The sequence below is a fragment of the Desulfobotulus pelophilus genome, from assembly GCF_026155325.1.
In the GTDB taxonomy this organism is placed as follows: Bacteria; Desulfobacterota; Desulfobacteria; order Desulfobacterales; family ASO4-4; genus Desulfobotulus; species Desulfobotulus pelophilus.
Map to the genome: position 1 here is coordinate 179,493 of NZ_JAPFPW010000003.1, position 18,534 is coordinate 198,026.

Here is an 18,534-nt window from a genome sequence, read left to right on the forward strand (position 1 = left end):
ATGTCTCAGGGAGAAAGAAAATCATGCAGCCTGTCAAGGGTCTGAATGTGGAGTTCGGCTCCCAGATCTTCTGCACCATAGCCGATAAAATGGCAGCCTGCTTCCGAAGCGGCCCGGGCATCCAGAGGTGAGTCTCCGATGTAAAGAAGGTTCTCAGGAGAAAGGCCGAAGTGCTTTACAAGGGCGGTGAGCATGTCCGGATGGGGTTTGGGCCTGACCACATCCATGGATGTGATCAGTTTGTCAAAATACTTCGTAAGATCAAAATAATCGAGCAGAGGCCGTAGGGTGTTGGAGCGGTTGGTGGCCACGGCGGTTCTGTAGTGTGGCCGAAGGTTTTTCAGCAGTTTTCTCAGGTGGGGCTCCTCAATCATGAGGGGGAAGAGGTCCGGATAGTGAAAATGCTGCAGATTTTCTTTCACCTGATCCAGAGGAACCCGTCCCTCAAAAAGGTGCCGGATAGCTTCGGACGCGGTGTGCATGTGGACATGGTGAAAGTCCGCATCTGTCATGGGATCCAGGCCGAAGGCCTGAAGCTGGGTGTTATAATAGGTTCGGTTGGCTTCCGTGGAGTTGATCATCACTCCGTCACAGTCAAAGGCAACGGCCTGGATATTTCTGAACTGTATCATGGTTTTCCTGTCAGGGCTGTTTTTCGGATGCAGGGCGGATGTCTCCCAGTACCCGGATTCTGAGTTCTTCCCGTATGGGGCTGTCAATCGTAAGCACCAGGGTGTCGAAATACCTGCCCGCTTCTTTTCGGGTATTGTGCGTCTGAATGAGATAACCGGGACGGCCATCTTTCAAAGGTGTAATGGAGAATTGAAAATCCTCACCTCTGAGAGCACGGATACTCTTTACCGTAAAGGGGTATTCTGTAAAGGGTGTCAGTGTAAGGTCACGGGAGATGGTTGCGTCGGGGCTGCCCTGAAGTCGGATAAGGGGTGGTTCCATCTTTGCAAAAGACTGGATGAATCCTCGGATTTCAAGGCGAATTTCTTTTTGGCCCGGAACATTGGTCTGAACGGGTATGATCTGTACAAGGGTTCTGTCCGCATAGCCTAGCGTTTGTATACGGACATCAAGGTGTCCCTCTCCGCCGGGAGGGATGCGCCCCGTAAAAGAGGCAACGGAGCAGCCTCAGCCGGGGTCGACCCGAAGTATGCGCAGTTCACTGCTGCCGGTATTCTTCAGGAGGAATCTGTGCTGGATGGTGCTGCCCTCGGGAAGCGTTTCAAAGGTATGGCTTGCCTGAGGAACATAAAGCACGGGATTGGCATAAAGAAAGAGCGGGGCAAACAGCAGGAAGATGGCAAAGCCTGTTGTCCGAATCTGGAATCTGGTTATCAAGATGGATGCCTCCTCTTCCATGTGGGGTCTTTGCATAAAATCTGCGTATCTTAGTGAAGGGATGTCTGGAATGTCAAGAAAACGCAATGCATGGAGGGGGTATCACAGGATGGGAAGGGAGCTTTCCGTGCCCTTGTTCTGGTTTCTTATGGCTATACTGATTTTAATGCCCAGCCTTTCCTGTACGCAGCCATCGGAGGATTTCTGGATTTCCCAGCAATCCCTGCGAAATCTGATGGAAGCGGAGATGCCCGGGGTTCTGCTCATGGATGTGCGGGAGGTGGCGGAGTTCCGGCGGGCTCATATACCGGGTTCGGTGAACATTCCTTTGTCCTATCTTGAAACACATGCAGGCCATGTGGGAAAGTTGCTGAAAGCCCGCGAAGATATGGAGACCATGGTTCTCATATGCAATACCCACAACCGGAGCAGGCGGGCGAGGGAGATTTTGCAAAAAGAGGGAATCGGATGGAGAATATGGGTTCTTGAAATGGGGGTGACAGGCTATTTTACCGGGAAGAAGGCCTCTGCAGACCTGTTGTGAACCGGCATGATAGGCTGCATCAGTAGATTCATATCCTGTTGAATGCACGTAGAAGACAGAAGCGGCAGCAAGCAGGCCGATGATGCCTGTAATCTGGATTGAAAGACCAGGTTGCAGGCATTTTTATTGTTTTTTAATCCCGTTTTTTTCCTTTTATAGTAGGCGGTTGGGTCGGAGTCTTAAAATTTTTTAAATGTTAAACAAAAAATTGTTGACGCTGTTTTTCTGACCGGCTAGGTATTCAGTTACATCCATTCCACGATTCCCATCTCCAGTGTATGTGCGGAGGAGAGAGACTGTAATCGGCGGTTTCCAGGGATTCATGAAGAGATGAAGACTCATCTTTTCTCCAGATATTCCCGTGTTTTTCCTTAACCAGAGGAGGCAGAAAATGGCTGATATAAAGGAAATGACAGAAGCGCGTCTTGAGATGAGGGGAGGGATAGCCGGAGGGATGATTCCCCTGTTTATCCTCATGGTTGGTCTTGTGTGGCTTTCCGTGGCAGAGAGGGGAGGAACGAAACCTTTCTGGGCTTGTGCCTGGCTGGCCCTTGCCATAGGGCTGTTTTTTGCCAGAGACAAGGGAGAGTACTGCCGTGCAGCCATGCGTGGTATCGGTAATGATACGGGCATTGTTATTGTTACAGCCTGGCTTTTTGCCGGTGTTTTTGGAAAGCTGATGGTGGCCGGTGGGCTGGTTAAGGGGCTGTTGTGGCTGGGCATGACAACGGGTGCTCAGGAGTCAGTCTTTACGCTGATGGTGTTTCTTTCCGCCATGCTGTTTGCTCTGGGTACGGGAACCAGTACGGGAACCTGTATAGCTCTGACCCCTGTTTTATATCCAGCTGGTTATTTTCTGGGTGCGGATCCTGTCATGCTGGGGCTGGCCATATTGTCGGGTGCTGCCTTCGGGGATAATCTTGCGCCGGTATCCGATACGACCATCGTCTCAGCCTATACACAGGGTGCGACTATGCGCAATGTTGTCAGAAGCCGTTTTCCTCTGGCCATGGCAGCCGCATCCATTGCCGGGGTAATTTTTCTTGTTTTTGGAGGAGGGGGCCATATTCATCCCCTGCCGGAAATAGAGGCGCAGATGGATCCTTTTGGAGCTCTGATGCTGATGGCTCTGGTTGTTGTGGTGGTGTCGGCCCTTATGAAGCGTCATATTGTGGAGTCTTTAATTTATGGCAATCTGGCGGCTGCGGTAATCGGAATGATGACAGGCAGTACAACCCTCTCTGCCATTTTCAGCATACCATCGAAACGGGGTGTTTCAACGGGCCTGATAGAGGATGGCATCAATGGCGTGGTGGGGGCGATTATTTTTGCCATTCTGATTCTTGCCGTTACACAGATTTTGATAGAGAGCGGTATCATGAAGCGTATCCTGCGCTTTGCGGAGCAGGCGGTGGTAAGTTCGGTACGGCAGGCGGAGCTTTTTATTGTTGGCGTTACCATTCTCGCATCCATACCCATTTCGGCCAATGCGCCCGCTGAGCTCCTTGTGGGGCCATCCCTTGTGCGGCCCATGGGGGAAAAGTTTGAGCTGGCCGCTGCGCGGCGTGCCAATCTCATGGACTGTGCCGTATGCACGGTTTTTTTCACCCTGCCATGGCATATCGTTGTGGCTGCCTGGTATGCTGCCATAATAAGCTCCTCTGAGGCTTATGGCATTGCAGCTCCTCCCATCAGCTCTGCCCTTTATAATCCCTACTCATGGGCTTTGCTGGCCGTGTTGCTTTTTTCCGTTTTTACGGGTTGGAATCGAAAATATCGAAGTGACGAATCAGAAGAGGACCTCATCTGATTGGTTGGTACAGGTAGTGGGTGGGTTGTTTGGGGGTGGTCACCGGAAGGCGATCACCCTTTCTGTTGTGTAAAAGAGGAAGGCCCTTTATTCTGAGCGGGATGGATAAGGGTTGCTTTAAATTTTTTGTAATACTTCAACAAAAATTTGTTGACTTTGTCCCCGGAAAAGTAAATATTTTGTACGGAAACAGTGTGGAAAGGAAATGAAAAAAATGGATGAGAAAGAATACCTCTTTAAAATGCTCATACAGATTGCAGAGGCTTTTACGGCTATGTTTCCAAAAAATTTTGAAGTGGTGTTGCATGATCTGTCCGAGCCCCGTCAGTCCATTCGCCATATCAGTGGCAGTGTTACGGGACGCAAAGTGGGAGGTCCGGTAACGGATCTGGTCTTGAAAGCACTGTACAGGGAAGGATCGGAGGCAAAAGACCGGCACAACTATAAAACTACCAGCCGTGATGGCCGGACGCTGAAGTCCAGTACGGTTTTTATCCGGGACAGCCGTAACGAGGTGATTGGGGCCTTTTGTATCAATTTTGACACAACGGATTACAGCAATGCCGTTCATGCCCTTGAAATGTTTACCGGGCTTTTTCCGGGCATAGGCGGGCAGGAGAAGATGGAAACCTTTTCCGGTTCCATTGTGGAAACCATAGAGACCCTTTTTGAGCAGGCAGAAGCTAAAATTGGCAAACAGTCGGCCACCATGACCATGGAAGAGCGGATTGAAACCGTAAAGGAGCTGGATGCCAGCGGTGTATTCAAAATCAAGGGGGGCATTGATCAGGTGGCTCTGCTCATGGGTGTTTCAAAATATACGGTATACAATTATTTGAAAAGAATGCAGGCGGAAAAGGATATGCAGCGTATTTGATCGGCAGGCAATGATCCGAAAGGGAAATCATGAAAGATCAATTTGTACCGGAGTCTGTTTGTTCCGAGGAAGCTCCTGCGGCCATCGGTCCCTATTCTCAGGCCGTAACAGCCGGAGGCCTGGTTTTTATCTCCGGCCAGTTGCCCCTGGACCCTGCAACGGGTGATTTTGTTGAAGGCGATGTGGCCGCCCATACCCATCAGTGCCTGAAAAACCTTTCGGCCATAGCCAGGGCTGCAGGAACGGAATTGAACCGGGCTGTTAAGGTGACAGTTTTTTTAACGGATATGAATGATTTTGCGGCAGTGAATGAAGTCTATACACGGCATTTTGATAAGATTCTACCTGCACGATCCGCTGTTCAGGTGGCAGCCCTGCCCAAAAATGCCCGTATCGAAATAGAAGCGATTCTTGCCCGTTAACGTAAAAGAAGGAGAACTGTTGATGAATCTATCCCGATTTCCCCGCCGTCGTTACACCGAAGGTCATACTCCTCTGGAATTTCTGCCCCGTTTTACGGAAGCAGTGGGTGGTCCCAACATTTATATTAAGAGAGATGATCTTCTTGGCTTGACATCCGGGGGCAACAAGACCCGAAAGCTGGAGTTTCTTGTGGCCGATGCCATGGCCCAGGGAGCCGATACTCTTATTACCTGTGGAGCTGTTCAGTCCAACCACTGCCGCCTTACCCTGGCTGCGGCCGTGAAAGAGGGGCTGAAGTGCCGCCTGGTTCTGGAGGAAAGGGTGCCCGGATCTTACAATCCTGAAGCTTCCGGCAATAACTTTCTGTTTAACCTTCTGGGCGTTGAAAAAATTACGGTTGTGCCGGCGGGAACCAACATGGCGGAAGCCATGGGTAAGGTGGCGGAAGAGCTGGCAGCGGATGGCCGCAGGGGCTATGTGATTCCCGGTGGCGGTTCCAATGCCATTGGTGCCACGGGTTACGTGGCCTGTGCACAGGAGATTCAGCAGCAGTTGTTTGAAAAGGGACTTGACATCCATCAGCTTTGCGTGGCTTCGGGTTCTTCTGGAACTCACGCGGGCCTGCTGACGGGTTTTATTGGCTGCAACCTGAATATTCCTGTTGTGGGTGTTGGGGTGAGCCGTGATCCCGAAGATCAGGATCCCATTGTGCACCAGGTCGCTCTGGAAACGGCCGAGAGACTGGGAATGAAGCAGGATATTTCCAGGGAGTCCGTTGTCACCTTCGGCGATTACTGGAGGCCAAAGTATTCCGTGCCCAATGCGAAGATGGTGGAGGCGGTAACCATGATGGCCAGAACTGAAGGCATACTGCTTGACCCCGTCTACACGGGCAAGGCCGTTGCCGGTCTCATCGGTCTCTGCCGTAAAGGTTACTTTAAAAAAGGTGAAAATGTTTTGTATGTGCATACGGGAGGCTCGCCGGCATTGTATGCTTACACAAGACCCATCCTTGGGCTGGAAGAAGTGGCAGAGTGAAAAAGAGGATCCCGGAAAGCTTCGCATTAAACAGCAAGTTTTCCGGGATTTTTTTTAAGGGACAGAAAAGAGGTGGCCATGGGAGAAAAAGTGGTGGGTATTATTGGCGGTATGGGGCCGGAGGCCACGGTGGATCTGATGGCAAGGGTCATACGGGCTACTTCTGCTGCAGATGACAGGGATCATATTCGGATGCTTGTGGACAACAACCCCAAAGTGCCTTCGCGAATCCGTGCCCTGATCGAAGGCGGGGGAGAAAGTCCTGCCCCCTGTCTGCGGGAAATGGCGCAGAAGCTGGCGGCATGGGGGGTGGATTTTCTCGCCATGCCCTGCAACACGGCACATCACTATTATAGCGATATACGGGAGGCCGTATCCATACCTGTTCTGAATATGGTGGATATGGCGGTGGAGGCCTGCCTCATCCGGAATAAAAATTTGAAAAAAGTGGGCCTGATGGCGTCCACGGCAGTTTTGAATCTGGAGCTTTATGAGCAGAGCTTTGCCGCAGAAGGGGTAGAGATGCTGGCTCCTCCTCCGGCGGTCCAGAAAGGGCTCATGGGAGCCATCCGGAGAATCAAAACCAGTGTATACGGAGAGGAGGTCCGTCTGATTTTGCAGGAAACAGCCGACAGCCTTGTGGGAGAGGGGGCAGAACTGCTGCTGGTGGCCTGCACGGAGCTTTCTGTTATTTCAGAAAGTCTGGCAGTGAAAGTGCCTTTGCTGGATGCATCGCAGATACTGGCTGAAGCCATCGTGAAAAAGGTGAAAACGGATTGCACCTGATTGAATAGGTCTGCAGACCGATTAACGAACGGACAGGAGGTTAGGGATGGCAGAAGAAAAGAAAAAAATGAGCCTGCCGGCAAAAATGGGTATTGGTTTTGCCGCAGGTATTCTGCTGGGTTTCATTTTTCAGATGGGCGGTTGGGATATCGCATGGGTAAAACCCTTTGGTGATATTTTTATTCGTCTGATTCGTATGATTGTTGTGCCCCTTGTGTTCATTTCACTGGTGGCGGGTGCCGCCAGCATGGGGGATCTGAGTAAGCTTGGCCGGGTTTCCGTAAAAACCATTATTTATTATGTAGGAACCACAGCCATTGCTGTTTTCATTGGCCTCATTATTGCCAATGTATTCCAGCCCGGAGCAGGCCTCACCCTTTCCCTGGAAGGGTTGAAGGCAAGGGAGGTGACACCGCCTGGAACGCTGGAGACTTTTCTGAATATTGTTCCTCTCAACCCTGTTCAGGCACTGGCAGAGGGGAAGCTGCTGCAGATTATTTTCTTTGCTATTTTTTTTGGTTTTGCCCTGTCCAGCCTGGGCGAAACGGGAAAGCCCCTTTTGAAAATATTTGAAGTGGGCAATGAGGTGATGATTCGCATTACGGCAGCTGTCATGCACTATGCTCCCTATGGGGTCTGTGCCCTGATAGCCTATACGGTTGGTAACAGCGGTATAGAAGTTTTGCTGCCGCTCATGAAACTCATCGTTCTCATGTATGTTGCCGCGCTGATTCATGTGTGTGTGGTCTACCTGCCTCTTCTGAAAGGTGCGGGCAAGTTTCCCCTTGTAACGTTCTTTAAAGTGATGAGCCAGCCTCTGTTGATAGCCTTTTCCACCTGTTCCAGTGCGGCCGCTTTGCCTGCCAACATGGCTGCTACGGAAAAACTCGGTGTTCCCAGGCAGATTTCAAGCTTTACCATACCGCTGGGTACCACCATCAATATGGATGGTGCGGCTATCTATCTGGGGCTGGCAGCGGTATTTGTGGCACAGATTTACGGGATTGAACTGAGCTTTGCTTCTCAGCTCAGCATTCTTCTGATAGCCATTCTGGCTTCCATCGGCTCCGTGGGCGTTCCTTCGGCGGCTCTGGTGGTGATGACCATGGTGTTTACGCAGGTTCAGTTGCCCATGGAAGGTATCGCTCTTGTGGCCGGGGTGGACAGAATTCTGGACATGGCCCGGACAACGCTGAATGTGATGGGTGATGCCACCGGCGCTGTGGTTGTTTCCCGTCTTGAAGGGGATCTGGACCTGGAGCCCGTTGGAGACGGCAGTATCGGTTGAAATGCCCTTTCGGTATGTCCCATCCATAGAATAGAAAAGATCCGGGAAAACAGTGGTTTCCCCGGATCTTTTTTTTATGGTGATGTGGAGCGGTTATTTCCAGGTGATGGCGGCTGCCTGTCTGGGAGGAATGCGGTGGTAGCGGAAACGGGGTACTCCCACAAGTACGGCACCATGGTTGCTGACGCCCTTGGGCAGATTCAGCGCCTCTTTCAGTGGGGGCCAGAAGGTGGCCGCTATGTTGAAAAAGCCGGCCCAGCAGGTACCCAGACCCATGGAAGGAGCGGCTACTTCCAGGTACGCCAGGGCCGTTGCGCAGTCAATGGCTGCTGTTGGAGCCGCCTTGTGGGCACAGGCCACCACAATGTGCGGAGCATCTCTGCAGATCACATCCAGACCGAGATCAAAGCCTGCCACCGTTTCTTCCAGATGAAATGCCCTGGCCATGGCAGGTTGCTCTTTGATCATGTAGCGCATCCAGTCTGCCACCATGGCAGTAAGGCGACGTACCTCATCCGTGTCGTGAATGATGAGCCATTGAACAGAGCGGCTGTTATGGCCCGTTGGCGCACAGCTTGCCGTCTGAACCAGCTCTTCAAGGCGGCTTTTGTCCACAGGCTCTTTTTTGTAATTGCGGATGGACCGGCGGGTGGCAAGCAGATGCCTTGTGGCCTTTTCATCGGGCAGCAGATGGGTATCCACGGGGGTACAGTCTTTCGGAGTCAGAAATTCAAGACGGATGGCTGCCGTGGGGCAGACAGAAACGCAGTGTCCGCAGCGAATACAGAGGACTTCTCCTCCTTTCACAAGGGCGGGCATTTCTCCTTTGCCAGGGAAACCTAAAATCTTTACGGGACATTCTGCTGCACAAATGCCGTCCTTGTTGCATCGGTCCGGGTCAATGGTAACGAATGCTGCTGTCATGGGGCTCCTTCCTGCCGGGAGGCGGGGATGTAAAGGATTGAATGGAATGTTTGTATAATGGTTTTGACCTGCAAGAATCTCTGCTGCCGTTTGAGGTGGAAAGGGGCACAGTTGCGGGTTCGTCCACGTATCTCTGGAAAATGACACAGGGATACGGCAGGAGTCAAGGCTTCAGCATGGCAGAGGGGGCGGCAGCACAGCCTCCCCGGAAGGACCTATTCCTGCCGGTGTTTCATTTTGCGGGCCATGTCATGGAAAATATAGGCCATCATACCGAGAATGAAGGTGCTTCCCGGTGTGAAGGAGCAATAGGCCTTGTAGCCGAAAAGACATTCTTTGGAAGCGGAAGCCCAGGGAGTCAGTGTGAGCAGGGCAAGGATAAGGCATACAAGGGCAGCAAGCATGAAAAGGCGGGGGATCATGGAGTCATCCTTTCATTCTCTCAGGGTTGCCGTCAGGCCCAGAGGGTTCAGCAGAAGGTCCAGGGCATCACATATATGAAGGCTGATAAGATCAGCATTCATCAGAGCCTGACTGCATGCACCTTCTTTCATGAGAATGGCGACGCCGATGCGGGCTTTTTCCAGCATCAGAGCATCATTACGGCCGTTGCCCATGGCAACGACCTGGGCTTGTCCAAGGCTTTCCACATAGTTTTTTTTGGCCACCCCCTGATTCCCGGGCGGGATGGTAACGATGTGGAGGGGAAGTCCTGTAAGGGCCTTTGCCACAGAGCCGAAGGTATCGGCAGTAATGACATGAATGCTGAGCCGTTTTGCCAGCTGATCCAGGCGACTGGTAACTCCATCAAGGAGTTGTCCGTTTTCGGCCAGGGTTCCGTTGTAATCAAGAACAAGGTGCTGTGCTTCCACTTTTCCGAATCCGGGAATATCAAAGACAAGCATAGGGTTTCCTTGGATATGACCGGTTTCACGTAAAGAAGCCGGGGTAAGGGTATCCGTTTGGTTAAAGCCGATTGTATCTGTGCACGGCTCTGCGGAACGGTTTTTTCCTTCTTACGGTCCGATCACCAGTGCTGCTGCGTAAAGCAGGCAGAAGAAAAAGGATAGCCTGGCCGTATGGGCGAGAACTTCATTTAAAAGACGTCCATCCATATGCCACAGGGACTGGATGACTACAATGGCCTTGGGAAAAGAGATCATTGCCAGAAGCATCCAGATATTGCTTCTGATGGCTATGATGAGGGGGAAGAGATAGGCGCCTGCCACAAGGCCTGTAAAACAATAGCGGCTGGCCATGGGGCCTATACGTACGGCAAGGGTTCTTTTGCCGGAAGCGGCATCGCCTTCAATGTCCCGTATGTTGTTTACGGATAAAATGGCGGCAATGAGCATGCCCGCGGGCAGGGAGGCCAGAAGGGCTGTGGGGGAAAAGGTCAGTGCCATGACCCATGTGGTACCGCAGACCGCAACGGGTCCGAAAAAGAGAAAAGCGGCGGCTTCACCCAGTCCTTTTTCAGTCATGGGAAAGGGGCCTGCGGAGTAGGTCAGAACGCCCATAAGGGAAAAAAAAGCTATGAAAAGAGCGGGAATGCCTCCGCGGTAAATGAGGTATGATCCGGAAAAAGAGGCCAGTATCATGCAAAGAGCCATGGCCAGCAGTACTTTTTTCCCCTCAATGAGACCACTCTGGGTAACCCGCAGGGGGCCGATACGCCTGTCATTATCATGGCCTGCCTTTGCATCGAAATAATCATTGGCAAGGTTCACGGCAATCTGTAGCAGAAGGGCTGTGACCAGAGCAAGAAGACCCGAAAGAAGATGGAATTTTCCCATGCTGGCGGCCGCTGCCATGCCCAGAATGACAGGCCCCAGGGCTGCGGGCAGGGTTTGGGGCCGGGTGGCCAGTATCCAGGCTTCTTTTTGTGAAAGGGTGTTCATTCCATGTCCTTGATGAAAAGATGGGGAGCCAGTTTTCTTTCAATGATACGGATCAGGCCGTACAGCAGACTTCCCATCAGTCCCATGGCCAGAATACCTGTGTACATTTCCGGGTAGAGAAGAATCTGGTAGGTTTCCACAACAATGTAATAGCCCAGTCCCCACTGGGTAAGGGCCTGTTCCGCAATGAAAAGGACGGCAACGGCTGTTCCCACGGAAACCCTCAGTGCCGTGAGAATGGCGGGCAGGGTAGCGGGCAGATAGACAAAACGGAAAAGGGCTCTTCTCCCGGCGCCGAGGGACCGGACGGAAGCAATGAGCTCCGGGGTCAGGCTGGCTGCCTCATCTCTCACCACCACCAGAATCTGAAAAAAAAGAATGAGGGAAATGAGAAATATTTTGGAAATATCACTGATACCCATGAGCACATAGATGACAGGGAGAAAAACGATTTTGGGTACGGGGTATAAAATGGTGATCACCGGTGAAAAAAGTGCATTGATTCTCGGGGCCTGGCCGAGGATGAGTCCCAGAGGAGCCGCCGTGCATACGGCCATGACAATGGCCAGTATCACCCTTGCCGCACTGGCCAGAAAATGAAGGCCCAGATCACCGAAAAGGTTTTGAAAAAACAGCGGAAGCACGGTGGCAGGACCGGGAAGGATGGGTTTTCCCATGGCCAGGGCTGCCAGCTGCCAGAACAGCAGAAGGGTGATCAGCCCCAGCAGTGGGTCCAGAATACCAGACCGTGACGCTTTCATGTACTTTCCCCCATGGCTTGTCGTACTCTCTGGCACATTTTGTTGAAACCATAATGATTTCTGGGTTTTTCATCTTTGGCAAGGGGGTTTGCCAGAATGGTGGGAGCTCTGTTTACCTTCAGTGTGGTCACAAGAATTTTTTCTCCCAGAATGACGGCTTCAGGGATGTCATGGGTTACGGTTATGCGGGTTATGGCCTGAGTCCGGCCGAGGCCTGCCATGAGCTCCTGCAGCTCTTCCCGAATGGGAGGATCCAGAGCGGAAAAAGGTTCATCCATCAGAAGAAGATCCGGTTCCATGAGCAGTGTGCGGGCAATGGCGGCTCTCTGGCGCTGGCCCCTTGAGAGTTGGGCCGGATAACAATGTTCCTTGCCCGCAAGTCCCAGGCGCTGTAACCAAAGATCCATGGTTTCTGCCTGGGGTTTTTCATTGCCATTTTGCCATTTTGCAGGTGTGTGGCGACCGTCTGAGCCGTAAAAACGCCGGATTCGGAGGCCCAGAGAAACATTGGCCCGTATGGTGGCCCATGGCAGCAGCCCATGGTCCTGAAAAACAAGTCCACTTTCGGGACGGGGGCGCTGCAGCTGTTTCCCTTCCACTTCAATGCTTCCCTGCCGGGGTCTTTTCAGGCCAGCCATAAGGGAGAGAAGGGTGGATTTCCCGCAGCCGGAGGGGCCGATGATAACCCAGGATTCTCCCTTCTCGATTTCGAGGGAGAAGTTGTCAAATAAAAGTGGCTTTCCCGGATACCCGAAGGAGAGATGACGGATATGAACCATGCTCATGGCAGGGGCTCTTCCTGCTGGAGGTCAGAAACATTGTCGTGATAGCGGAGGGGAGTGAGAAGGAGACTCCGGCTCACCATCCAGTTCATCATATCATCCCACTGCTCTTGAGAAGGGATTTCGGCAACGGGGAAAGGGGGGATGGGAAAGGTCTGGCGTATGTCCGCAGGGGTACGCACGCTGATCAGAAAGATGTCCCGGAAGGCTTCGGGATTCTCATTGATATCCATGGCAGCCCGGTTCCATGCATTCAGAAAGGTCCGGACTTTCTCCCTTTCCTCGCGGACAGTCCGGCTGTCGAAACTGATGACGCTGGCACTGGCGAAGGTGCTGGTCAGGTCATTGGCCAGCTCTCTGGCACCTTGCTGCATGGCACTGAAAGCCAGAGGATCAGGCATAACAGCGGCTTCAAGACGGCCCTGCATCAGGAGTTGAAACCGTTCGGGGATGGATGGCACAGAGCGTTTACGGATTTCTTCCGGCTGAAGACCTGCATGGCTGAGCATGCGATCTGTCAGGTATTCAATAATGGTATGGCGGCTGATGCCGATGGGAACATCTTTGAGTTCCCTAAGGTTGCTGTGCTGGCTTCCCGGGCTGGCAAGAATACGGAAAAGAGGGGAGTTTCCCATGGGACGCCTTGCAATCTGAAGCACCTGCATACGGGTTTGATCCCGGTTGAAAAGGGCTGTTCCTGCCATTTCATTGATCATGCCGTGAATTCTGCCCGCCTGCATGAGCTGATCCCTTTCCAGGGCGCTGGCAACGGAAATGGCTTCTACCTCCACGCCTGTTTCCCTGAAGTAGCCTCTGGCTTCCGCCACATGAAAGGGAAGGGCATCGGGAATGGGCAGCAGGGCAACCCGTAAAGGGGTGGTATGGGCGGTGGTACAGAATATAAAAATGAAAAATATGGAAAAAAAGCGCATGAAGTCAAGACTCCGGGTGTGTGAAGCAGCGGATAATCTGCCCGATCAGGCCATACATAGGCAAAAGCTCCTTTGCTGTCAACAAGCCCGCCAAAAAGGGAAACACCCTATTCTTTTATCTGCAGAGACTGCACCTGACTTTCCAGCTGATCCGCAATACGGTTAAGGGACTGGGAGGCAAGGGCCATCTGTTCGGCAGATTTGGCATTTTCCTGCACCACCGTTTCCAGTCCACCCAGAAATTTTGTGGCCTGCCCAATGGCATCGGCCTGTTCATCGCTGGCTGCACGGATTTCTTTGACCCTGTCCGCATTGCTTCTGATTTCGGGAATCAGTGCCTGAAGGTGCTCTCTGGCATCCCGTGCAACGGTGCTGCCATCCCTTGCCACCTTCCCGATGGCAAGGGTGGACTCCCGGCTTTTTTCTGCCAGTTTCCGGATTTCATCGGCAACCACGGCAAAGCCACGGCCATGGTCTCCTGCGCGGGCCGCTTCAATGGCAGCATTCAGGGCAAGGAGATGGGTCTGGCGGGCAATTTCTTCCACAATACCGATGCGCTGAATGATGTCGTTCATGGCACGGGAGGCGTCTTCCACTGCTTTTCCGCTGGCATCGGCCTTGGTTGCGGCCTTAAAGGCCGCGTCCTCCGTGTTTCTGGCCGTAGCCAGGTTGCGGGAAACGGCGAGGCTGATTTCTCGCATACGGGTGGCCAGATGTTCCGCTGCTCTGGCCTGTTTCAGGGTTCCCTCATTGAGGCGGGCAGATATGGTGAAAACATCCCGGCTTGCCTCCACACTGTGGCGGGCGGCAAAGCGAACTTCCGAAGCTGCCCTGGCAAGCCTGCGGACCATGGTGGACAGGGCCTGACCCAGAGTATCCTGATCCGATAAAATGGGTACGCTTATGGTGAGATCCCCGTCAGCTACTTTACGGGCCAGCTTGGCCTTGATCTCGAGGGAGTCCACAAAGGTATTCATCCATCGGGACAGAATGCCCATTTCGTCCTTTGCCTCCACAGGAATACGACGGGTGAGGTCTCCTTCTCCCTGGGCCACATCCTGCACCGCCGCAATGAGCTTATGCAAGGGAAGTACTACTATTTTTCGCAAAGTGAAAACAAGGGTGATGAAAAGGAGCAGGTCGAGAATCAGTACAATCAGCACAAGGTCCTGGATGATCTGTCTGAGACCATCCTGAAAAAAGGCGGGGTCCAGCAGCAGGGTGACTTCACCCATGAGCTCGCCATTATGGATAACGCCCCGTTCCCGCATGAAATTCTTTGATTCAGGAAGGCGGTCCACAGGGATGGATGCTCCCTTGGGGTTTCGGCCGATACAGACAAGATAGCCTTCTTTGAGCTCCGGTTCTTTCAGGCCGATGGCAAGAATCCGGGTGTCTTTCATTTCAGAGTGCAGGGTGGCATTCACCTGGATCATATCAATATTATATAAAGGGTCCCGCAGGGTTTGCACCAGCCTGTCGATGATGAGATCCGCATCCTTTTCAAGACTCTGCTCAAATCGTTTTTTGGCGGCAGCATACTGCCAGCTTCCCAGAAGAGCCAGAAGTACGGTGGAAAGAATCAGCACAAAGGCACTGATGCGGAACAGCATGGAATGAAAAGGGGCCGGACGGGAAGGAATGGTATCCATGGGCGGGCTCCTTACAGAGAATGAAAGTGTTGGCAATATGTGGGTAAGAATCCGTTACTGGCCCAGGGCCGTCCGGATTTTTTCTGCCAGTTGTTTGATGGAAAAAGGCTTCTGTATGAACTGGACATCGGGCTTCAATACACCATGGTGGGCAATGACATTGGCCGTATACCCTGACATGAAGAGACAGTTCATCTGGGGATAATGCTGGGTCAGTTTTTCTGCGAGATCCCTGCCGTTCATTTCCGGCATAACGACATCCGTAAGCAGTAGATGAATCTGACCTGTATGATCCCGGCTCAGCATAAGGGCTTCCGCGGGACCGGCCGCTGAAAGAGTTGTATAGCCAAGCTGTTGCAGCATCCGTGAGGTCAGTCGCAGAAGGGCGGGTTCATCTTCCACCACAAGAATGCACTCCTCTCCTCCGGGGGCTGGTTTTTCCCGGACCATGGTTTTGGGCAACATGGCATCCTTTTCTCCGGGGATGTAGATGCGGAAGGTGCTCCCCTGACCCGGTTCGCTGTACACATTGATAAATCCCTGATTCTGACGGATGATGCCATAGACCATGGCAAGGCCGAGGCCCGTTCCCTCATTTTGGGGCTTGGTGGTAAAAAAGGGTTCAAAGAGATGGGGAATGATCTCCTTTTCGATGCCGCAGCCATCATCGCTCACCGCCAGCATGACATAGTCTCCGGGCAGAAAATCAGCATGGGTTTGGCAATAGCTTTCATCAAAGCGGACGTTGGTTGTTTCAATGGTTATCAGCCCGATATCGGATATGGCGTCTTTGGCATTGATGGTAAGATTGGCAAGAATCTGATCCACCTGGCTGGGGTCCATTTTGACGGCCCGTAGATTGTCACCGGGGTGCCAGCGAAGATCAATACCTTCTCCGATAAGGCGGCGCAGCATCCTGAGCATCCCCTCAATTACCTGATTGAGGTTGAGAATCTGCGGATTGATGGTCTGCTGTCGGGCAAAGGCCAGAAGCTGTCGGGTCAAATTCGCGGAGCGGTTGGCTGCTGCCTTGATTTCCTTAAGATCCTGCGCCTCGTTGCTGGAAGGATCCAGCTTTTTTTCCAAGAGTTCGCTGTGTCCGATGATGATTCCAAGCATGTTGTTGAAATCATGGGCAATACCGCCTGCAAGCCTGCCAATGGATTCCAGTTTTTGGGATTGCAGTAACTGATGTTCAAGGCGTTTTCTCTCGCTGATGTCTTGTATGATAGAGTGAATATAGTCTTTGTTTTTGATGCGTATACGGCTTGCGAATACGGTTACATCCCGGATGCTGCCGTCAGACCGCCGGTGCTGGAATTCAAAATGAGTCCGGTTCTGGCGCTGCGCGGATTCCATATCTTCCCGCATTTTTTCAGCAGGAAGAATATGGATCTGGTGCATGTGCATGGCTTTCAGTTCATCTCTGGACCATCCGTAATAATTGGCTGCGGCATGGTTGGCATCGGCTATGGCCCCCGTATCCGGGTCAAGGATGAGTTTGACTGCTGAGTGGTCTTCAAAAAGCCTGCGATAATCTTCTTCACTGGCCAGAAGGGCGTCCTCGGATTCTTTTTGAAGGGTGATGTCCTGGAAGGTTCCCCTCAGCTGAACCACCCGGCCGTCCTGTACAACGGGCTGACCAATGGTGCGGACCCATTTCCGGGCTCCCTTTGCGGAGATCATTTCCAGGGTGAGGTCGTAGGGCTGCTGACGGGAAAGGGCTTTCCGGATGGCCTTTTCTATTCGTTGGCGGGATTGTTCCGTATAAAAAGACAGGCCTTTTTCAAGAAATGTGGTTTCTTCCGGATCCAGATCGTGAATGCGCGCCACTTCATGGGTCCAGCTTCCTTTTCCCGTATCCGGGTCGAACTCCCAGCCACCGATCCGGGCAATACTGCCCATCTCGCGGAGAAGAAGAGCCTGGGAGCTGAGCTCGTTTTCTGTTTTCTTGTGCTCACTGATATCCTGAAAAGCTCCCTGAACGCGTATAATTTTACCGTGGGTGTCCCGGATGGCTTCTCCTGTGGTGCGCACCCAGACCCGCTCTCCCCGGGCATTGATGATTTCCATTTCTTCATCATAGGGCAGGCCATGGGTCTGGCAGGCCATGAAGACAGCCTTGATTTTTTCCCGCCATTCTGGTGCGTAAAAGCGGATGCCTTCCTGAGGGGAGGGACAGAATCCCGGTGGCATTCCATGGAGAAGGGCCACCTCTTCGGACCAGAAGATGGTGTCTGTCTCCATATCCACAGACCAGCCTCCCATTCGGGCCATTCGTCCTGCCATGCGCAGGAGTGCCTCACTTGCCATGAGTTTTTCCATGGCAAGATGCTCTTCCGTTACATCCCGAAAAACAAAAACCACTCCTTTCAGTATTTCCTTATCCTGAAAAATAGGTGCGGCACTGTCTGTGATCTGTCGTTCCGTTCCATCCCTGCTGATCAGGATGGTATGGTGGTCAAGTCCTTCTGTTTGTTTGCTGAGAAGAACTTTTCCCACGGGGTTAGGCACCGGTTCCCGGTTTTTTGTATGGATGAGGGTAACAATGTCCGTAAAGGGTTTGGGTATGGCATCCCGGGATGTCCAGCCTGTGAGTTTTTCCGCCTCAGGATTCATGAAGGTGATATGGCCCTTCAGGTTGGTGGCAATCACGGCGTCTCCAATGGACTGCAGCGTTGTGTCCAGATTTTTTTTGGCATTTTCAAGATCATAAAGGGACTGGGCGGAGACTTCCTGCTCCGTGAGCACCTTACCTGCCAGAAGGGTGGCAACGGGGTAGATGAGCAGGATAGGGAGGGCCATTTTCTGGAGGACCAGCCACATGGATTCTTTGGGAAGGGTGAGCATGAGGCCCAGCATCACAAGGTGGACCACCAGTCCGAAAAGGAAAAGAAAGGTGGTGGATGGAATGGTTTTTCGTGTTGTGAGATAGAAGTAGCCTGAAAGTCCGATTCCCATGGAAGAAAGAATCACGAGAATACCCGTGAATGTGCCCGTACCTCCCAGTTGTATGCGGCAAAGGATGGGCATGAGTGCTGAAATCATAGCTGCAAGGGGGCCGTAGAACAGAGCGCAGAGGCTGACCATGAGGGATCTGCCATCAAAAATGAGCCCCGGACCGAGAACAAGGGGCTTGAGCATGCCGATAACGGCAGCAGTTCCGAAGAGACATCCCTGCAGCCAGGATCCGCGCAGGCCTGTACGGGGCCAGCGTCTTGATATAAAGCCGGAAAGGACACTCAGGGCTATGAGAAGCGCAAGATTGAGGACCAGGTCCAGATACATCATGGCTTTCCTTGGCAGAAGGGGTTGCGGGTATTCCGGTTGGATATGTATGATAAGAACTTATTACTTACCATGGCAGGGGTAAAAGAAAAAGCATTCCCTTTGTTTTTTGGCGACAGGGTGTTTTTTTTCCGTGCAGTGGAGAAAGCCATAGATCAAAGGATCCGGATATGGTAAT

General features: G+C 52.4%; 18 protein-coding genes. 7 read left to right on the plus strand and 11 right to left on the minus strand.

What is annotated here, in order from left to right; all coding sequences use genetic code 11:
• Window positions 1–5: 5 nt before the first annotated feature.
• Together OOT00_RS04540 and OOT00_RS16180 are read right to left on the minus strand one after the other, a co-directional pair.
• A complete protein-coding gene (locus OOT00_RS04540) occupies window positions 6–632 on the minus strand; it encodes an HAD family hydrolase (protein ID WP_265424107.1) in 627 nt (208 codons plus the stop codon).
• A 10-nt stretch (window positions 633–642) separates the two neighbouring features.
• Window positions 643–1,350, minus strand: a complete 708-nt coding sequence (locus OOT00_RS16180; protein WP_268815281.1) for a DUF1573 domain-containing protein — start codon at window positions 1,348–1,350, stop codon at window positions 643–645.
• A gap of 70 nt (window positions 1,351–1,420) precedes the next feature.
• Here OOT00_RS16180 and OOT00_RS04555 point away from each other — a divergent pair, with 70 nt between their 5' ends.
• The 7 genes from OOT00_RS04555 to OOT00_RS04585 all read left to right on the plus strand — a co-directional run bounded on the left by OOT00_RS04555 (window position 1,421) and on the right by OOT00_RS04585 (window position 8,116).
• Entirely contained in the window at window positions 1,421–1,894 is a 474-nt protein-coding gene (locus tag OOT00_RS04555) for a rhodanese-like domain-containing protein (RefSeq protein WP_265424110.1), read from the plus strand.
• Window positions 1,895–2,285: 391 nt separating this feature from the next.
• On the plus strand, window positions 2,286–3,704 hold the full coding sequence (locus OOT00_RS04560; RefSeq protein ID WP_265424111.1) for a Na+/H+ antiporter NhaC family protein: 1,419 nt from the start codon (window positions 2,286–2,288) through the stop codon (window positions 3,702–3,704).
• A gap of 214 nt (window positions 3,705–3,918) precedes the next feature.
• Window positions 3,919–4,581, plus strand: a complete 663-nt coding sequence (locus OOT00_RS04565) for a helix-turn-helix transcriptional regulator (RefSeq protein WP_265424112.1) — start codon at window positions 3,919–3,921, stop codon at window positions 4,579–4,581.
• A 29-nt stretch (window positions 4,582–4,610) separates the two neighbouring features.
• Complete coding sequence (locus OOT00_RS04570) at window positions 4,611–5,003, plus strand: RidA family protein (RefSeq protein ID WP_265424113.1); 393 nt, start codon at window positions 4,611–4,613, stop codon at window positions 5,001–5,003.
• 22 nt (window positions 5,004–5,025) lie between these two features.
• Entirely contained in the window at window positions 5,026–6,042 is a 1,017-nt protein-coding gene (gene cuyA / locus OOT00_RS04575) for a D-cysteate sulfo-lyase (RefSeq protein WP_265424114.1), read from the plus strand.
• Between the two features lie 78 nt (window positions 6,043–6,120).
• The gene (cuyB, locus tag OOT00_RS04580) at window positions 6,121–6,828 is read left to right on the plus strand and encodes a cysteate racemase (protein WP_265424115.1); all 708 of its coding nucleotides are present in this window, start codon (window positions 6,121–6,123) and stop codon (window positions 6,826–6,828) included.
• 46 nt (window positions 6,829–6,874) lie between these two features.
• The gene (locus OOT00_RS04585) at window positions 6,875–8,116 is read left to right on the plus strand and encodes a dicarboxylate/amino acid:cation symporter (RefSeq protein ID WP_265424116.1); all 1,242 of its coding nucleotides are present in this window, start codon (window positions 6,875–6,877) and stop codon (window positions 8,114–8,116) included.
• 93 nt (window positions 8,117–8,209) lie between these two features.
• Here OOT00_RS04585 and OOT00_RS04590 read toward each other — a convergent pair whose 3' ends face one another.
• The 9 genes from OOT00_RS04590 to OOT00_RS04630 form a co-directional block, all read right to left on the minus strand.
• Complete coding sequence (locus tag OOT00_RS04590) at window positions 8,210–9,040, minus strand: nitroreductase family protein (protein WP_265424117.1); 831 nt, start codon at window positions 9,038–9,040, stop codon at window positions 8,210–8,212.
• Window positions 9,041–9,255: 215 nt separating this feature from the next.
• Window positions 9,256–9,462 carry a hypothetical protein gene (locus OOT00_RS04595; protein ID WP_265424118.1) on the minus strand — a complete coding sequence of 69 codons (207 nt, stop codon included), beginning with the start codon at window positions 9,460–9,462 and terminating at the stop codon, window positions 9,256–9,258.
• Window positions 9,463–9,474: 12 nt separating this feature from the next.
• Window positions 9,475–9,945: an HAD family hydrolase gene (locus OOT00_RS04600; protein ID WP_265424119.1), complete on the minus strand. Its 471-nt coding sequence runs from the start codon at window positions 9,943–9,945 to the stop codon at window positions 9,475–9,477.
• Between the two features lie 111 nt (window positions 9,946–10,056).
• Entirely contained in the window at window positions 10,057–10,941 is an 885-nt protein-coding gene (locus OOT00_RS04605; protein ID WP_265424120.1) for a 1,4-dihydroxy-2-naphthoate polyprenyltransferase, read from the minus strand.
• Window positions 10,938–11,702: an ABC transporter permease gene (locus tag OOT00_RS04610; RefSeq protein WP_265424121.1), complete on the minus strand. Its 765-nt coding sequence runs from the start codon at window positions 11,700–11,702 to the stop codon at window positions 10,938–10,940. The genes OOT00_RS04605 and OOT00_RS04610 overlap by 4 nt, the downstream gene beginning before the upstream one ends.
• Window positions 11,699–12,487: an ABC transporter ATP-binding protein gene (locus OOT00_RS04615; RefSeq protein WP_265424122.1), complete on the minus strand. Its 789-nt coding sequence runs from the start codon at window positions 12,485–12,487 to the stop codon at window positions 11,699–11,701. The genes OOT00_RS04610 and OOT00_RS04615 overlap by 4 nt, the downstream gene beginning before the upstream one ends.
• On the minus strand, window positions 12,484–13,416 hold the full coding sequence (locus OOT00_RS04620) for an ABC transporter substrate-binding protein (RefSeq protein WP_265424123.1): 933 nt from the start codon (window positions 13,414–13,416) through the stop codon (window positions 12,484–12,486). The genes OOT00_RS04615 and OOT00_RS04620 overlap by 4 nt, the downstream gene beginning before the upstream one ends.
• A 107-nt stretch (window positions 13,417–13,523) precedes the next feature.
• Window positions 13,524–15,068 (minus strand): methyl-accepting chemotaxis protein, encoded by a 1,545-nt coding sequence (locus tag OOT00_RS04625; RefSeq protein WP_265424124.1) that lies wholly within the window; start codon window positions 15,066–15,068, stop codon window positions 13,524–13,526.
• 54 nt (window positions 15,069–15,122) lie between these two features.
• A complete protein-coding gene (locus OOT00_RS04630; RefSeq protein WP_265424125.1) occupies window positions 15,123–18,359 on the minus strand; it encodes a PAS domain S-box protein in 3,237 nt (1,078 codons plus the stop codon).
• Between the last annotated feature and the right edge of the window lie 175 nt (window positions 18,360–18,534).

Excerpts from the sequence above, each read along its gene's own strand:
- OOT00_RS04540 (WP_265424107.1), bottom strand. The coding sequence starts at position 632 with ATGATACAGTTCAGAAATATCCAGGCCGTTGCCTTTGACTGTGACGGA.
- OOT00_RS04555 (WP_265424110.1), top strand. The coding sequence starts at position 1,421 with ATGTCAAGAAAACGCAATGCATGGAGGGGGTATCACAGGATGGGAAGG.
- OOT00_RS04560 (WP_265424111.1), top strand. The coding sequence starts at position 2,286 with ATGGCTGATATAAAGGAAATGACAGAAGCGCGTCTTGAGATGAGGGGA.
- OOT00_RS04565 (WP_265424112.1), top strand. The coding sequence starts at position 3,919 with ATGGATGAGAAAGAATACCTCTTTAAAATGCTCATACAGATTGCAGAG.
- OOT00_RS04570 (WP_265424113.1), top strand. The coding sequence starts at position 4,611 with ATGAAAGATCAATTTGTACCGGAGTCTGTTTGTTCCGAGGAAGCTCCT.
- cuyA (WP_265424114.1), top strand. The coding sequence starts at position 5,026 with ATGAATCTATCCCGATTTCCCCGCCGTCGTTACACCGAAGGTCATACT.
- cuyB (WP_265424115.1), top strand. The coding sequence starts at position 6,121 with ATGGGAGAAAAAGTGGTGGGTATTATTGGCGGTATGGGGCCGGAGGCC.
- OOT00_RS04585 (WP_265424116.1), top strand. The coding sequence starts at position 6,875 with ATGGCAGAAGAAAAGAAAAAAATGAGCCTGCCGGCAAAAATGGGTATT.
- OOT00_RS04590 (WP_265424117.1), bottom strand. The coding sequence starts at position 9,040 with ATGACAGCAGCATTCGTTACCATTGACCCGGACCGATGCAACAAGGAC.
- OOT00_RS04595 (WP_265424118.1), bottom strand. The coding sequence starts at position 9,462 with ATGATCCCCCGCCTTTTCATGCTTGCTGCCCTTGTATGCCTTATCCTT.
- OOT00_RS04600 (WP_265424119.1), bottom strand. The coding sequence starts at position 9,945 with ATGCTTGTCTTTGATATTCCCGGATTCGGAAAAGTGGAAGCACAGCAC.
- OOT00_RS04605 (WP_265424120.1), bottom strand. The coding sequence starts at position 10,941 with ATGAACACCCTTTCACAAAAAGAAGCCTGGATACTGGCCACCCGGCCC.
- OOT00_RS04610 (WP_265424121.1), bottom strand. The coding sequence starts at position 11,702 with ATGAAAGCGTCACGGTCTGGTATTCTGGACCCACTGCTGGGGCTGATC.
- OOT00_RS04615 (WP_265424122.1), bottom strand. The coding sequence starts at position 12,487 with ATGAGCATGGTTCATATCCGTCATCTCTCCTTCGGGTATCCGGGAAAG.
- OOT00_RS04620 (WP_265424123.1), bottom strand. The coding sequence starts at position 13,416 with ATGCGCTTTTTTTCCATATTTTTCATTTTTATATTCTGTACCACCGCC.
- OOT00_RS04625 (WP_265424124.1), bottom strand. The coding sequence starts at position 15,068 with ATGGATACCATTCCTTCCCGTCCGGCCCCTTTTCATTCCATGCTGTTC.
- OOT00_RS04630 (WP_265424125.1), bottom strand. The coding sequence starts at position 18,359 with ATGATGTATCTGGACCTGGTCCTCAATCTTGCGCTTCTCATAGCCCTG.